General features: G+C 36.1%; 10 protein-coding genes. 9 read left to right on the forward strand and 1 reads right to left on the reverse strand.

From position 1 onward, the window contains the following. The first annotated feature begins 213 nt into the window (after positions 1–213). The 4 genes from VZD24_RS07660 (at position 214) to VZD24_RS07675 (ending at position 7251) form a co-directional block, all read left to right on the forward strand. Positions 214–2979, forward strand: coding sequence for a putative LPS assembly protein LptD (locus VZD24_RS07660; RefSeq protein WP_342686410.1), 2766 nt, complete (start codon positions 214–216; stop codon positions 2977–2979). 124 nt (positions 2980–3103) lie between these two features. Continuing rightward, on the forward strand, positions 3104–3484 hold the full coding sequence (locus VZD24_RS07665; RefSeq protein WP_279447927.1) for a Rid family detoxifying hydrolase: 381 nt from the start codon (positions 3104–3106) through the stop codon (positions 3482–3484). Between the two features lie 401 nt (positions 3485–3885). Continuing rightward, positions 3886–6357, forward strand: a complete 2472-nt coding sequence (locus VZD24_RS07670; protein ID WP_342686411.1) for a phospholipase D-like domain-containing protein — start codon at positions 3886–3888, stop codon at positions 6355–6357. Positions 6358–6366: 9 nt separating this feature from the next. After that, positions 6367–7251 (forward strand): endonuclease, encoded by an 885-nt coding sequence (locus VZD24_RS07675; protein ID WP_342686412.1) that lies wholly within the window; start codon positions 6367–6369, stop codon positions 7249–7251. A gap of 47 nt (positions 7252–7298) precedes the next feature. Here VZD24_RS07675 and VZD24_RS07680 read toward each other — a convergent pair whose 3' ends face one another. After that, positions 7299–11678 carry a translocation/assembly module TamB domain-containing protein gene (locus VZD24_RS07680; protein WP_342686413.1) on the reverse strand — a complete coding sequence of 1460 codons (4380 nt, stop codon included), beginning with the start codon at positions 11676–11678 and terminating at the stop codon, positions 7299–7301. Between the two features lie 106 nt (positions 11679–11784). Between VZD24_RS07680 and tsaD the strand changes: the two genes are divergently transcribed. The 5 genes from tsaD (at position 11785) to VZD24_RS07705 (ending at position 16707) form a co-directional block, all read left to right on the forward strand. Next, a complete protein-coding gene (tsaD, locus tag VZD24_RS07685; RefSeq protein WP_279447923.1) occupies positions 11785–12807 on the forward strand; it encodes a tRNA (adenosine(37)-N6)-threonylcarbamoyltransferase complex transferase subunit TsaD in 1023 nt (340 codons plus the stop codon). Positions 12808–12823: 16 nt separating this feature from the next. Beyond that, complete coding sequence (locus tag VZD24_RS07690) at positions 12824–13552, forward strand: 16S rRNA (uracil(1498)-N(3))-methyltransferase (RefSeq protein WP_279447922.1); 729 nt, start codon at positions 12824–12826, stop codon at positions 13550–13552. 61 nt (positions 13553–13613) lie between these two features. Further along, positions 13614–14258 carry a DUF4159 domain-containing protein gene (locus VZD24_RS07695; protein ID WP_342686414.1) on the forward strand — a complete coding sequence of 215 codons (645 nt, stop codon included), beginning with the start codon at positions 13614–13616 and terminating at the stop codon, positions 14256–14258. Positions 14259–14440: 182 nt separating this feature from the next. Then, a complete protein-coding gene (locus VZD24_RS07700) occupies positions 14441–15535 on the forward strand; it encodes an AI-2E family transporter (RefSeq protein ID WP_279447920.1) in 1095 nt (364 codons plus the stop codon). 2 nt (positions 15536–15537) lie between these two features. Continuing rightward, entirely contained in the window at positions 15538–16707 is a 1170-nt protein-coding gene (locus VZD24_RS07705) for a THUMP-like domain-containing protein (protein WP_342686415.1), read from the forward strand. The last annotated feature ends 10 nt before the right edge of the window (positions 16708–16717 follow it).

Here is a 16717-nt window from a genome sequence, read left to right on the forward strand (position 1 = left end):
GTTAGTGAATAGTATTTTAAAACGAACCCTGAAAACTAATGTTTCAGCGATACGAAACTTTGTGAAAATTTCTTTTTAAACAAAAATTACAGCTACAAATACTGTTAATTTATTGTCCTAAAGTTTCGGTTTAGTTCCAATTATTAATTTCGCTATATCCTTTTTCTCAAAAATGTCATTTAAAAAAACGTACCCGAAAAAATATGTTTATTTTTGACCGTTTCAAATATTGAGCCAAATCTACAAAATAATAGCATCAGCGCATTGCAGACCAACGGGCATTACTTAACAATCTTTTTAACAATACTGCTACTTTGCAGTGCAGTTTTGCATGCGCAGGACATTCCGCCGAAGAATGAGGCCAACCTTCCAAAAACTACTCCGGAAGACACTCTTAAAGTAAATTTAAAACCTGTTTTAGAAGAAGCTAATGAATTGGTACAGGATACTGTAAAGACCGATTCTATAAAACCGCCAAAAGAAACATTAACGAATATTGTAGATTATTACGGCGAAGATTACGTATTGCTGAACCGAAAGGAAAACAAAGTATATATGTATAACAATGCTTATATAATCTACGGTGATATGCGCATTGATGCAGGATTAATAATTCTGGATTACAACAAAAACGAAGTTTATGCCAAAGGAATAGACAGTGCTGGCGTTTACAGCCAACGTCCCGTTTTTGTTCAGGCAACAAACAAGGTAGAACCAGATTCCATTCGCTATAATTTTGATTCGGAAAAAGCTTTGGTGTTTAATAGCCGAACAGATCAGAATGGTTTTAGAGTAATTTCCGAAGTCACCAAAAAAGTAAATGATTCGGTTGTTTATTTGCGTAATGTGAAGTTTACTACCTCAAAAAACATAGACGATCCCGAATATTATTTCTATACTCGAAAAGCAAAATTTGTTCCTAAAAAGAAAATTGTTACGGGTCTTACCAACATGTTTATTGCAGATGTTCCTACGCCTGTAGGTCTGCCTTTTGCCTATTTTCCGCTAACTGAAGACCGAACCTCGGGTTTTATCATTCCTTCCTTTGGAGATAATAACAGCAGGGGCTTTTTTCTTCAAAATGGTGGATATTATTTTGCTATAAGTGAATATTTAGACTTTAGCTTGCTGGGAGATTATTACACAAACGGAAGTTACGCGCTGCGGGGAGAAACCTCGTATTCCTTGCGTTATAAATTTAGAGGAAACGTTAGTGCGCGATTTGAAAAACTAATAGACGAAGAAAGAGGTTTTCCCGGTTTTGGCGAACGAAGTATTTACAACATTAGATGGTCGCATTCACAGGATCCGAAGAGTAGCCCTAACTCTCGTTTTTCGGCTTCGGTAAATATTGGTAGCAGTAAATATTTTTCAGAATCTATTAACCAAACCAATAATGCCAGTGCTTTGGTAAACACTTTGAGTTCTTCTGTTTCATATTCCAAAACCTTTGAAGGCGAGCCACAGGTTAATCTTTCGCTGGCCGCAACACATTCGCAGAATACAAAAACGCAGGCTATATCAATGTCTTTGCCCAATTTAAATGTAAATGTATCACGAATTTATCCTTTCGCACCAAAAGATGGCACCAAAAAAGGAATTATTGAAAACATCAATTTTCAGTACGATGTAACGGCCGAAAATAGAATTCAGACTACCGATTCACTTTTCTTTAAACCCGAAATGTTCAACAGTGCGCAAATTGGGGCACAGCACAATATTCCGTTGACGACCAATTTTAAAATTTTTAAGTATTTAAGTGCTTCCGCGGGAACTAATTACCGTGAAACCTGGGTATTAAAAAGCACTCGGAAACGATTTGACGAAACTATAAACAATGGTTTGGGAGGCGTTGTACAAGATACAGTTGCCGGATTTGAAAGCTACAGAACCTATAATTTTTCCACCAGTCTAGGAACTACGCTATACGGTCTTTTTAACTTTGGAAACGATAAAAAAATTCAAGCCATTCGCCACGTAGTTCGCCCATCAATTGGTTATAACATTAACCCTGCTTTTGACAGGTATTACGACGAATTTATAATCCCGCAAACCGCCGATGAAGCTGCACAAGTAGTGGAGTATTCACGGTTTGAAAATACGCTTTATGGCGCTCCGAGCAAGATTTACTCCAGCAGCATCGGGATGTCGCTTAGCAATACTTTTGAAGCAAAAATGCGCGATCGCGATACTACTGCCGTGGAGCCAAAAAAAGTAACCTTATTAAACAATTTAAACTTTTCAACAGCTTATAATCTCGCAGGCGATTCCCTACAATGGAGTCCGCTTCAATTTACGGGCAGTATTCCTATAATTCCAAAGTTGGATTTTAACTTCAGCGGAAGTTTAGATCCGTATGCATTAGACAACAACAATAATAAAATAGACGTTTTTAATATTAACAACGGCGGAAGTCTCTTCAGATTAACAAATGCCAACGTGAGTATAAATTATTCGTTCTCCAGCAAGGATTTTGACGGTAGCGGAAAAAAAGATTTAGATAGAATAGATAATGAAACCTTTCGAAACGGGGGGCGTCCTGACGATCTTTTTGGAGAGGCTACCGATATTTACGACGGGCAAATTTACAACGAAGACGACGACCAAGAATTAGATAAAACAAATGTAGAGTGGTATAATTACTCTATTCCGTGGGATATGCGGTTGGCGTACACCATTACTTATGGCAATAGTCAGCGGCAGAATGAAATTTCCAGTCAATCGCTAATGGTTAGCACCAATATGGAATTGGCGCCGCGTTGGACCGTTGGGGTATCTTCGGGCTACGATTTTAAGAACAAAGGCGTTACCTTAACGCAATTCCGTTTTCAGCGCGACCTCGAAAGCTGGCAGATGAGTTTTAACTGGACGCCCATTGGTAGTATAAACACCGCGTGGTATTTCTTTATAGGAATAAAATCTTCGGTGCTTAGCGATATTAAATACGATAAACGAAGAGAAAGCGATAAGAGGTTGTAATATATTTAATAGTAAATTTATATTTTAAATAAGTTAGGCATAAAAATTCGGAAATATTAAAACCCATAAACTGCCGAACTACAGCGTTTTACTTGCGATTTATAATTATTAAAAACAAAAACCTATGAAAAAGATAATTTCTACTGTCCACGCCCCTGCTCCAATCGGACCTTATAACCAAGCCGTTTTAAAAGGAAATATGCTTTATACTTCCGGCCAAATTGCCATAGATCCAAAAACTGGAAATTTAATAACAGACAATATTAAAACCGAAACCAAACTGGTGATGGAAAATTTAAAAGCAATTTTAACCGAAGCGGGAATGACTTTTGAAAACGTCTTGAAATCCAGTATATTCATTAGCGATATGAATAATTTTAGCCAAATCAATGAGGTGTACGCTACCTATTTTAACGAAGCCACTGCTCCCGCCCGCGAAACAGTTGAAGTGGCAAACCTTCCAAAATTTGTAAATGTGGAGATTTCGGTGATCGCTTCACTTTAAAGAGGTTATAAAAGTTATTCTACGATATTTTAAGTGAGTCTGGGCTTTATTAATTAAATTTCGTTATAAAACTTTTTTGTTTAAAATGTGAAGTTACCATAGCGTTCGGCTTGTAAAGATTGTCTATTTATTGCCAAATATACTTAGGTTGCGTGTGAAGTGAAATTATCATTTTTGTGCATTTGGTAATTTATTATTTGGCATTCGGTATTTTCAATTCTATTTCGCTCATATACAACGCATTTTAGTTATATTTGAGTCTCCCCAATATATTTAATTTCAAAATTTTCAAGGTTACGCTCTACAGAGAGGTGTTTGTTTGTACGCATTTATGTAACGTCCTGAAATATTGAATTAATTTCTAATAAAGCTAGGTTTATTAATTTTTAAAAGACCCTCTTATGCGAAGAAAAATATTGTTCTCCCAACCAGCTTTAAATTACAGATTCACACTTCTTTTTCTATTGGCTCTCACCTTTATTGGTTGTAGTAAAAAATTACTGATTACTTCGCCTTTGGCCGTTACGCCAGATTATTTAAAACAAAATGCATTTACAGCTAAAAAAGCATTCGTACTAAAAGATAACGACCTGGCCTTTGCTTCAAAAATTGATATAATTAAAAATGCTAAAAACGAATTGCGCCTGGTATATTATATCTACGATTTAGATGAAACTACAGCCTTTATGACGCATGCACTCTTGGAAAAAATTAAGGCCGATTCAGATTTCAGAGTTAAGCTATTGGTAGATTATCAATGGAATTATAAGAATCTCGATTTTTTTAGATGGATGGAAAACCAACAACCGAACGGAATTCAACAAATTGAAGTTCGGTTTTACAACAGGCCTGCCGTTTCAGTAATAAAGTTTGCCGAATTTATGACAATTGGCTGTGCCGGAGATACAATCGGAATTAACGGAAAAACGCCAAACTGCGCCGATGAAAAACAGAGATATCTCAATAAATACAACAGTTTACTATTGCCAGAAGCCGAAGCGGAGATGAGTTTGGAAGCTAAAATATTTTTGGCCGGGTTTTATTCCAAAGATCCAAATGGGCTTTTGTTTGCAACTCAGTTAGGGTATGCAAGAGAATTGCAAAACCTCGCAGAAAACTCATCTTCAACGCCTACTATGACTGAGGATGTAAAGGAAAACTTAAAGAAAGTAATGAAATTGTATTGGACAGCCAAAACGGGAAATAACGCTGAACGCATTAAAGCGCAAATTCAACTTTCAATTATGGGCTTATTTTACGGCGAACAATTAAAACCTTTTATAAACGGTTTGGAAACAATTTTGCCTTTTTCACTTAAGGATTTAGACAATAGCCCTTTAATGACCAACCCCGAAATTGATTATATAACCGATTATTCGCACCATAAATTAATTTTGGCGGATAATGAGGTAGCGCAATTGGGCGGCCGAAATTGTGCAAATGCATACCATATGCATCCAAACAATTTGGAAAAGAAATATATTTTTATGGATACCGATGTTTTTATGGATTTAGACACCCGAGGTGGCGATATTATGCAAAAAACATACGATGAACTTTGGAACTATACTACCATGGTCGCCACTACTGCGAGCATTGAAAAACACGCTCCCATTGGTTATTTATACCTAATAAATAAAGCTACAAAAATGGCGGAAGCTTCTTGCCCCAAGAATCTAAGCGATTTGGAAAAACAAGGATGTGCACTTCAAATTTTTGTGCAGTTAATGGAATCCGGAACCGAAGGACTTGTTGCAGAAAAGCAAAATGAATGGGGAGCTAAATACGAAAAGTACTTGCAATCATATCAAGATAATTATTTAGATAAAAGCACAAACGCAAAACAGTGGACGCAATTGGAGACGCTTTTCGACTCGAATAACGGCTATATTCAAAACAACACCTTAAGCAACACATTACATTCAGTAAACGCAATTCCATTGACGAACCAACCCATGTTTTACGTTCAAAATGTACCTTATAATTTAACTATTCTTAAACGCGGAAACTTAAAAGACAGAAAATTTGGCTCTAAATATGACCAAGAAATTGAACATGGAAAAATGATTCAAAAGTTATGGGAAGACGCCTTTCAAGCCGCTTGCGCTAAAAGCAATGTTACAAATAAGCCCGTAGAGGTTATTATTCATCAAGGTTATTTTTCGCCCACTGAAGGGGTAGTTCACGAAATGAACAAACTTATGAACAGCAACATCTGCCCCAACGTTACGCTTAAAATTTATACCAATTCTATTGGCACTACCGATTTAACACCTATAAATTTTATTGGAAGAAGACAAATGCAATATTTACTTCAAAAAAATAATGAGTTCAATACCGATAGGTTTCAATACTATGAATACAACAAAGACAGGTTAACCCAAGAGGTTATAGACAATTTTTTAAACCAGAGCAGCGTTAAAGAAGAAATAAGTTCATTTTCACTTCATACCAAAGTTATAATTTTTGGTGACGCAATTTACATAGGATCGGCGAATGCAGAATTTAGAAGTTATATGATGGATACCAACAATGGTATTTTTATTGAAGATGCGCCAGAATTAGTTGCTGCGTATAAAAAGATTTTTGAAGAGTTAGAAGCCAAACAAATTGTTGTTGAAGCAAAACAGCACATAAAGTTTAATGATGTAAAACAACTTCGCGCTCAGGAAGAACGCGATGTTGCAGCATTACTAGAAAGATATTCGGTAAATGAGCAGGAATCTATGGCAAATAGAAAAGCAGAGCTTGAATTTTTTATTCGTCAGTTTTATGCCACTTTAGATCAGGTTACCGTAGCGATGAAAAAAAGTTTAAAAAAGAAAAAATTAAAAGGTCCTTCAGAATTAGATGCCCTTTTAAAGGTTTTTTAAAATTACAAGTTGAAGAAAAGTAAACCCCTTTATAAAATTCCCTTACTATTATTTTCTTTCCTATTCTTCGGAAACGTAGCACTGGCTGCGTGTTGCAAGTATAATGTAAGTTTTAGGTGTGATGTAGATTCAGTAGTTTTTACAAAGAAAATTTCAGTATTTAAAACCGTTGCTGTTGCCTCGGATACAATTCCGTTAAAAAACTTAGTTGAAAATTATAAACCAAAGCAGGTTTTAAATTATGACGAAGCCCGAGCGGTTATGTACACTCAAATTTACAACATAAACGATTCTGTAAGCTGTATGTATTCTGGATACAAATTGCCACTTTCTAAAAGTGAAAAAAAGCCTGTTTTACAGTTATTAAAACTTAATGTATTCAATAGTATAATTGCTGAGCACAGCTATCCTAAGAGTAAAGGCGCCAGTAGTGGCAACGCAAAAAGCGATATGCACCATTTATTTCCCGTGCGGCTGGGCGTAAATGTTTCTAGGTACAATCATCCGTTTGGCAATGTACAAGATACTGAATGCGATGTTTGGTACACTGCTCACGAAAAATACAAATCTAAACCCGACAAAACGGATGCCATTTGTGCAAAAGAGGGAAATGGCAAATTTGAACCACAGGACAGCTTTAAGGGCAATGTGGCACGAGCTGTATTTTACTTTTATACAATGTACCGAGAAGAGGCCAATTTAGCCGATGCGTCATTTTTTGAATTGCAACGAGAAACTCTATTAATTTGGCATAAGCAAGATCCTGTAGATGCTTTAGAGCTGGAGCGAACCCATAGCATTGCATCTTACCAATCGGGGAAACCAAATCCGTTTGTGCTAGATGCAACGTTGGCCGAAAGACTTTACGGTTTACAGGTTTCGGACACTCTTTAAAATTGTTTTTTCAAAAAAATAATGCTAGTTAGAAGTGCATAAAATAGCTATTCTTCATCTTCCGTATTTACACCTTGTGGTTTAAAATCTACTGGATAACTATTATCGTCCGGAATTACAGGCAGCTCGGTTTCTACGGTTACTTTTTTATTAAATAGTTTTCTGTATAGTTCCTGAAATGTATTAAAATCTACAGAATATGAAATCCCGGTCCCTTGCTCAAATATTTGATCTTCACCAATAAATTGCAAATCGGCTTGGCGATTAAAAAATTTCATTCGCAAACTACCATCTTCATTTATTAACCATTGCACTTCAATGTCTCCTGCAACCGAAGTTTCATTTGCGCCACCTACCGGCACTCCAACCTTTCCGTTTATTAAAATACGCTCATTGATTTGTGTGGAAAGAGTGATTCCAAAACGATCTGCAGTTTCTTGATTGGGACTTTTATTTCCGATTGAATAATCTAAACCTACGCGAAATTTACCATCTTGATCTGCAAATAAGTTATTTACCAAGCCAGAAACTCTGTCGGCAACCGTGCCTGCAAAAGCATTTGAACCCGCATAATTTTCACTGACAAACGAATTGGAGGCCAATAAAAAGAGAGCTTGGTTCTGCATCTGCTCCTGATTTTGCAATTTGTATTGCAATTCACTCTTTAAGGTTGAACTTACACGCGGAAAGTCAATGTTAAAGCTAAGTTCGGGATGTGCTAATTCACCCTCCAAATCTACGTAAACTTCAACCGGAATCTTTGTGTTAACAGACGGATTGTCTAATAACACCGAAGGATTTGCCTGCGTTTTATAAACCGCACTCAAGCTTAAGTTAGCTCGTTCGGGAGCGCCATCCCAAGTAATGTTACCCCCTGGAACAACCCCAATATTTCGCTGGATGATACCGCCGTATCTAAAATCGTATTCTCCTTCGTAAACCTGAAAATCGCCATACATTTGAAATTTACCGTTTGTATTTATTTCAATTAGAAGAATTCCGGCACCGCGACCTTTCAATGTTGAATTGTTTTCTTGGTCCACAACTACTTCTACTTCGGCATTTTTATTTATATCTAATTCAAAATTAAGCGACAATCCTTTTGAGTTATTTGTAATTACCGATTCACCGTTCACTCTTGCCTCCTTTTCTTTTGGAGAAAGAAAATGTACAAAGGAATCGTCGCCAATTGATTCTGTATCGCTTATAGGAATTTTAAATGTAGTTCCTTCTTCTGTCGTAGCATCAACATTAATTACCAATTCATCTATAGGGCCCAAGATATCTGCTCTTCCACTAATAAATGCCGTTCCGTAATACAGGGCATCTTCTTCGGGAGGTGTGTTTAAAGCCACCAACCTTTCGGGGGCTTCAATATGAAGATTTAGTTCCCATTTGTCAAAATTAGTATGTGAAGCGTATCCATAAAGAATACCAGATGTTTCAAATTTGGTGTCTTTAATATTAGTTCGTTCTATTTCAATTTTATTTTTTGTAACCGTAATTTGGGCATTATTTTCTAGATTGAAATCTGTGTTCAGATATGGGATCTTTAACCCGCTATTCTCTAAGGTAAACCGCCCCAAAATATCTGGCGATTTGTAACTGCCAGAAACCCGGGCATTCCCGGTAATAAACCCACGAATATCTGAAATTACATCGGCGCCAAACGGATTAAATGCCTGTAAATTAAACTGATTTAAATCTACATTAAGCTGTATTTGAGGGTTTTTGGGTGAAACATCAATCTCGCCCACGGCATTAATAGATTTTATCTTGTTATTTACAAGCGACGAATTAATACGGTATTTTGTGAGGTCTTCGTTGCCATCAATTTTTAAAGTTAAATCGCCAAAAGGTATTTCGTTAATTTCTACACCATCTATAGTTACGGAGCTATTGGGATAATACGCTCCATTTTTCTGAATAAAATCGAACTTGCCATTTACATTACCCTTAAGTCGTAGGCTGTCAATCTCGGGTGTAATATTACCGATATTTACATCCCTAAAACGAACTTTTAAATCTTTATATGTAGAATCCCGGAGCGTGCCCGCCATCTGAATTAATTCGTCATTGTGGCTTAACACCAACGAATCTATACGTACTTCCCTAAAGTTATCGTCGAAAACAACTTTGTTTAATCTGTTGTTATTTTCGTTTAAATACCAAACGTTTCCTTTATATGTTATGTCTGATTTTTTAACCCCAATCACCGATTTTCCTTCTTTATTTATGGTATGATAAAGTGAAAGATTAAATAGGTCCTGTTTCTTTGGTCCCCCAGCAAATTCTGAACGTACGTACATTGTATCATTCAAAGTTTTATTAATTACATTTAAATCTTTAAGATTATAAAACCCAGTATAGATAGAATCTGCGGCTATATATGTATTGTACAGTGGATTATCATTATCTACTTGAATATTTAGTTTACCTATGTAATTATTAAAAAGAAGGATTTCCGGGGAGCGAAAATCGAGTTCAAATTTAGATTCATCCGAATATACAGAACCTTTAATACGGGTATTATCACCCAATTTTAATTGCGGCACAAAAACATCAACAATTTTATTGTAAACTACAAATTCATAATCTATGTATTGGTTTGTAGTTACTTCCTGTGGAATGTAATTGGCATAAATACTCGCAATACCATTTTGAAAAAGATTGGGAATATCTTCAATTAAAAATTCACCTGTAATCTTGCCATTCATTATATCTGGCGAATTAATTTCAATGGTCCTAACAGAATCCCGAAAACTGGAGGTTACCGTAAAATCGTCGAAATAGTAATAGTCTCGTTCGTTTTGATAAAACGTCTGACTGAAATTTATGGTACCCACCACATCGTCAATAGTTTTTCCATCCATATCCACAACCACTTTTCCCGTAAAAACAGAAATACTATCGCGCGTAATAAGATTTAATTTGTTTAAATCTGAATACGCTACGTCTGCTTCAAAATCTAAGTGGTTTGTTTCGGCCGAAGCGTCTATTAACCCTTTAAAATCCAGTTTTAAGTTAGGATCGTCTATGGAAAGTTCACCATTGAAAAGTGGATTTTTAAGATTACCGGAAACAACGATGTTTTTATAGTTATAACCTTCAAAGTTAAAAGAAGACACTTTTCCCGAAACTTCAGTGTTTATCGTGTTTTTATCGAAGCCCCGACCGTCAAAATTTAGGTTGGCTGTCATTTTTCCGAGGGAAGTAGTTTTAGCAATTTTACCCAAATTAAAATTTGTTAACACTACATTTCCTTTGTAATAGGCGTTATCAATATTATTGATATTTCCCACCTTTAAATCTACTTTTGCCTGCCCAATTGCACTTTGTAAATTACTTTTGGTATTTAACTCGTCGCCAATAATTGAAGTGTTTCCAGTAAGGGAAAAGTTTTTAAGTTCCTTCAATTCCACAGGAACTACATCGCCTAAAACGCGAGGCATAAATCTTCTTAAGTCGAAATAATTTGTTGCTATATAATGGTTTTTGGCGGTTATGGCGTAGTTTTTTTCGGCATCTAAAACGTTCAGAAAAGTATATTCTCCTTGAATATTTGTAGCGCTAGTTTCAAATTTCACATTCGTTGCAGAAAAATTATTCAACGTGCCTTTTAGTTCGGTATCCAATGCTATTACTTGATCGGGACCAAATTCATCATAAAATCCGTTTAGATCGTTAGTGGCAATTTTTGAATCTTGAATGCGTGCAGTAATTAATACATCATTTTCAAAATCTGCCATTCCATTTTTTGAAAAATCTAGGTCTATTTCACCTTTAATCTCAGATTCGGTTGTTTTAAGGTACAAATCCTTTAATATAATATTGGTACGGGTATAGGCAAAATCTGTTTGCAGGTCTTTAATCACAAAACCTCGTGACGCAACTAAAGACAGACTTTCAATATTGGTGGTTACTTCTGGTCCGTAAATTTTAAGATTGTTGGCAGTAATGTTTACGTTATCCAAAATAAAAATCTCTGGATTTTCCAGATTCTCATTTGTTATTTTTACGCGGCTATTAGATAATTGTACATCGTTGCTAAAAAGTGAAAAGGGCGTGGTGCTGGGCTTTCCGGTATCAAACTTATCTGCGAAAATGGATAGGTTGTCTGTTTCTTCGTTTTTATATGTTTTAACGTAGAGTTTTGCGTGATTTAAAGCAATATCCCCAAAACCGAGATCACCATTGATTAAATTTTGAAAGTTTACAATATTGGTCTGAACTTCCTTGCTATAAATAAGTGTATCGTTATGGTGATCGGCAATAAAAACCTCTCTGATATCTACTTCACCTTTCCAATTAAGGCCAAGACGTTCAATATGTATATCGGTGCCGTATGTTTCGTTTAGATTATCAGTTACTTTTTTCGCTACTTTAGTTTGAACTGCTGGAATGGAAAAAATAATTATTAAAAGCACGAGCAGCAATACAATGATTGCGAAGGAGCGAACTATTATTTTGCGAAGTTTTTTGATACGCTTTTAATGTTTTATTTTTACAACCAATAAATATACCTCTTTCACTTTGATCCAAAAAAACTGCTACATCCTCGGTATTGAATCTTCCTGCGATGACACTGCTGCCGCCGTAATTAACAACGGTAAAATATTGAGCAATGTTGTTGCTACACAAGCAATTCACGAACAATATGGCGGCGTGGTGCCAGAGCTTGCCTCGCGCGCCCACCAACAAAATATTGTGCCGGTGGTTCACCAAGCTTTACAAAGAGCAAATATCGATAAAAAACAGTTATCTGCCATCGCTTTTACCCGTGGACCTGGGCTTATGGGGTCGCTACTTGTAGGCACCTCATTTTCAAAATCTTTGGCCTTAGGATTGGGTATTCCGTTAATTGATGTAAACCACATGCAAGCGCATATTTTAGCACATTTTATAAAAGCCGAAGGACAAGTAGCTCCAAACTTTCCGTTTTTAGCAATGACCATAAGTGGCGGCCATACGCAGATAGTAAAAGTTACCGATTATTTTGAGATGGAAATAATAGGCCAAACCATTGACGATGCCGTAGGCGAAGCTTTTGATAAAAGCGCGAAAATTCTTGGTCTTCCCTATCCAGGTGGCCCCTTGATTGATACCTACGCACAAAAAGGGAATCCAAAAGCCTTTAAATTTCCAAAACCAAAAGTTGCGCCATTGGATTTCAGTTTTAGCGGATTGAAAACTTCGGTGCTTTATTTTGTGCAAAAGGAAGTGGAAAAAAACCCCAATTTTATACACGAAAACATGGCCGATATCTGTGCCAGTATTCAGTTTACAATTGTAGATTACTTAATGGATAAACTAAAAAATGCTGTAAAAAAAACGGGGATTAACGAAATTGCTATCGGGGGTGGAGTCTCAGCCAATAGCGGTATCAGGTATGCTTTAAAAGAAGCTGAAACAAAATATGGATGGAAAACCCATATTCCAAAATTTGAGTTTTGCACTGATAATGCAGCAATGATTGCCATAGTGGGTCAATTAAAATACCAAGCCCAAAATTTTGCCGAAAATAATGTAGTGGCATCGGCACGGATGAAGTTTTAAACGCAAATTAAAGTAGATGCAACTTTTTTATAATCCAGATATTTTAGATTCCGAAACCTTCCAAAAATCAAACGAGATAATTTTCGATAAGGAGGAAAGTCGCCATATCGTTAAAGTATTGCGGATGAAAGTGGGCCATACATTTAAAATAACCAATGGTAAGGGATCTTTTTTTAATGCTGAAATCCTAAATGCGAATCCAAAGGGATGTCTGGTGAAAATTCTGTCAGAAGAAAAACAACAACCTTTACCCTATCAACTCCATTTGGCAGTGGCTCCTACAAAACTCAACGATCGCTACGAATGGTTTCTGGAAAAAGCAACTGAAATTGGCATTAGTGAAATTACGCCAATTATTTGCGACCACAGCGAACGGAAAGTAATTAAACCAGAACGTTATGAAAAAATTGTTCAAAGTGCTGCCAAACAATCGCTTAAAGCATACTTGCCGCTATTAAACCCGGCAGTTTCATTTAAAGATTTTATGATTTTAGAAAGTAAATCAAAAGGCTTAAAATGTATAGCGCATTGCGAAGAAACCGATAGAAAATCGTTAAAATCACTACTGCTTCCTAAACAGCGTGTAACAATTTTAATTGGCCCCGAAGGCGATTTTTCGACCGAAGAAGTTGTACTTGCAAAACGCCACGGTTTTATACCCGTTACTTTAGGCAAAAGTAGGTTACGTACAGAAACTGCAGCTATTGCGGCTTGCCATAGCGTTGCGTTTGTAAATGAAGTTTAACGCTTAAAATTTTTACGAAGCTATAAGAACACCTAGGTTTAAAATAGTATTTTTGAAAGCTATGCGAAAAAAAATCTTTATTTTTTTCTTTTTAATTTACATCAGTAACCTATCAGCCCAGGAAATAGGATTGCTTCAATATGGCGGTGGTGGCGATTGGTATGCCAACCCCACAGCACTGCCAAATTTGGCAAAATTCTGCAACGAGCATGTTAACACTACTTTAAACGAAAAACCTGTAACCGTTACTCCCGGAAGTGTAGATATTTTTGACTACCCCTTTGTACATATGACGGGGCACGGAAACGTATTTTTCTCTTCCGAAGAAGCCCAAAACCTCAGAAATTATTTAATGAGCGGTGGATTTATCCATATAGACGACAACTACGGTATGGATAAGTATATCCGAAAAGAATTGGTGAAAATTTTTCCGAATAAGGAATTAAAGGAGCTGCCAGCAAATTTCGAAATGTTTAGCTATTTATATAAATTTCCACAGGGAATGCCAAAAATACACGAGCACGACGGCGCCCCACCCCAAGCATTCGGAATTTTTGTTGAAGACAGATTGGTTTTACTCTACACTTTTGAAACCGACCTGGGTGACGGCTGGGAAAACCCCGAAGTTCATAACGATCCTCCAGAAGTCAGGTTAAAAGCGCTACAAATGGGCGCTAATATTATAAAGTATGTTTTTGAAAATTGATTGAGAAACTACTTTAATTTTGCAATGCAAAAATTCAACAGAACACAAAATTCTAAATCAAAATACGGTAACAACAATTTGTAGTTTAATTAAATAATTGGCATTTGTATTCTGGTTTTTTTATAAATACACCTTAACAAAACTTTACTTTTTTCTACTTTGGAATATAGTATATTTACGAAGTGAATACTACTGCAAAAGCAATAACTTTAGGTATATTACGAGCACTGGCGGTGCTTGTTGGGATTATTTTATTGTTTTGGTTTCTCTATGAAATCCAAGCGTTAATTCTTTTTATTGGCTTGGCGCTGGTACTGTCGCTAATTGGAAGACCCGTAGTTTTGTTTCTAAAGACAAAACTGAAATTTGGAAACACCTTCGCCTCTGTTATCACGCTACTCCTTATAATTTGCAGCTTTAGTTTAGTGGTGAGTATTTTTGTCCCCATAATTGTTGAACAGGGAAAGAACATTTCACAAATAGATTTTGAACAAGTAAAACGCGATTTAAACGAACTAAATATTCAGGCCAGTGATTATTTGGGAGTAGATCATTTTCAGCTCGTTGAGGCGGTAAAACGCACAACGTACGTTCAAAATATGGATGTAGAAATTATTCCAAGTTTTGTAAATATTTTCTTCGGAAATATTGGCAGTACCATTGTTGGCGTTTTCTCCGTACTATTTATTTCATTCTTTCTGCTGAAAGACGAAAGTCTCATTGCCCGCTCGGTTTTAGTATTTGCCAAAGACGACAACGAAGCTAAATTTAAACGTATATTAATTAAAATCAAGGAATTGCTTTCCAGGTATTTTATTGGCCTGTTGTTGCAAATTTTTATACTCGCGCTTTTCTATGCCGTATTATTGCTTTATTTAGACGTTCGCGATGCTGTGGCAGTTGCCCTTATTTGTGCCTTTTTAAATATTGTTCCGTATTTAGGCCCCGTTATTGGGTGGATTTTAATGATATTCGTAATAATTTCGAACAACTTGGGCGCCGATTTCTCAACCGGACTTTTACCCTTGCTAATAATTGCGAGTAGCGGATACGCAATTGCACAGGTTTTTGATAATTTTATATCGCAACCGGTTATTTTTGGCCATAGTGTGCGATCCCATCCGTTAGAGATATTTTTGGCTATTTTAATTGCAGGATTTGTTTTCGGAATACCGGGAATGATTCTTGCCGTGCCAACCTATACGGCGCTTAAAGTAATTGCCAAGGAATTTCTTTCCGAATACAAAGTTGTAAAACGTCTTACCCGAAACTTATAAACTTGTTAAATAAAAACCTTTTAAATAAGAATGTTCAGAATTTCATTAAAAATTTTGATTCAGATATTTCAAAACTAGCTTTTGCAGGTAGTTCATTTAAAAATATTACCGTACAGGAATTAATGCAGCAAATTGAAAGCCGAAGGAAAATCGCAAAAAAACTTCCCACTTGGTTTAAAACGGACAATATTTTATACCCTCCCAAGCTAAATTTGGAGCAAACATCTTCGGAAATTACCGCAAAATACAAGGCTTCTTTGGTTGGCGCAAATACGCTCGCCGACATTACGGGAGGTTTTGGGGTAGATAGTTTTTACTTTTCAGAAACCTGCAACACAGTGCACCATTTTGAAACAAATAAGGCATTATCGAGCTTTGCTGCACATAATTTTAAAATTCTTAATAAAGACAATATTATTTGCAAAGCAGAAGATGGCCTACAAGCGGTGTTAAATAGTACGTACGATGTAATTTACGCAGATCCTTCCCGTCGGCACGATAGTAAAGGCAAAGTTTTTTTTATGAAAGATTGCCTGCCTGATATTCCGTCAAATATTTCTGAAATATTAAATCATTGTAATACTTTTCTTTTAAAGACCTCGCCAATGCTTGATATTTCGGTAGGATTAAACGAATTGCACAAGGTAGCTGAAATACACATAGTAGCAATTGAAAACGAAGTAAAGGAATTACTTTGGCTTCTAAATAAAGATTCTTCTAATACAGTAGCTATTAAAACAATTAATTTTACGAAATCTGAAACAGAAAATTTCAATTTTATTTGGAATATGCCTGCTGAAGCTACCTACAGTTTGCCGCTAAAATATCTTTTTGAACCGAACGCCGCTATTTTAAAGAGCGGCGCATTCAATTTTATTTCAGAAAAATTACAGTTGAATAAACTTCATCAAAATACCCACCTTTACACTAGCAACTCCCTTACTGATTTTCCGGGACGAAGTTTTTTAATTGAAAAGATAGTTCCGTACACAAAATCTGACATGCGTTTAGCATTAACATTTAATAAGGCGAATATTACCACAAGAAACTTTCCCCAGTCTGTTGAGACCCTTCGCAAGAAATGGAAAATTACTGATGGGGGCGATATTTATCTATTTTTTGTAACCAATATAGAAGACAGAAAGGAAATGTTGGTTTGCCGCAAGATTTAGTATCCTTTTT

The sequence above is a fragment of the Aequorivita flava genome (genome assembly GCF_038742595.1).
Taxonomy (GTDB): domain Bacteria; phylum Bacteroidota; class Bacteroidia; order Flavobacteriales; family Flavobacteriaceae; genus Aequorivita; species Aequorivita marisscotiae.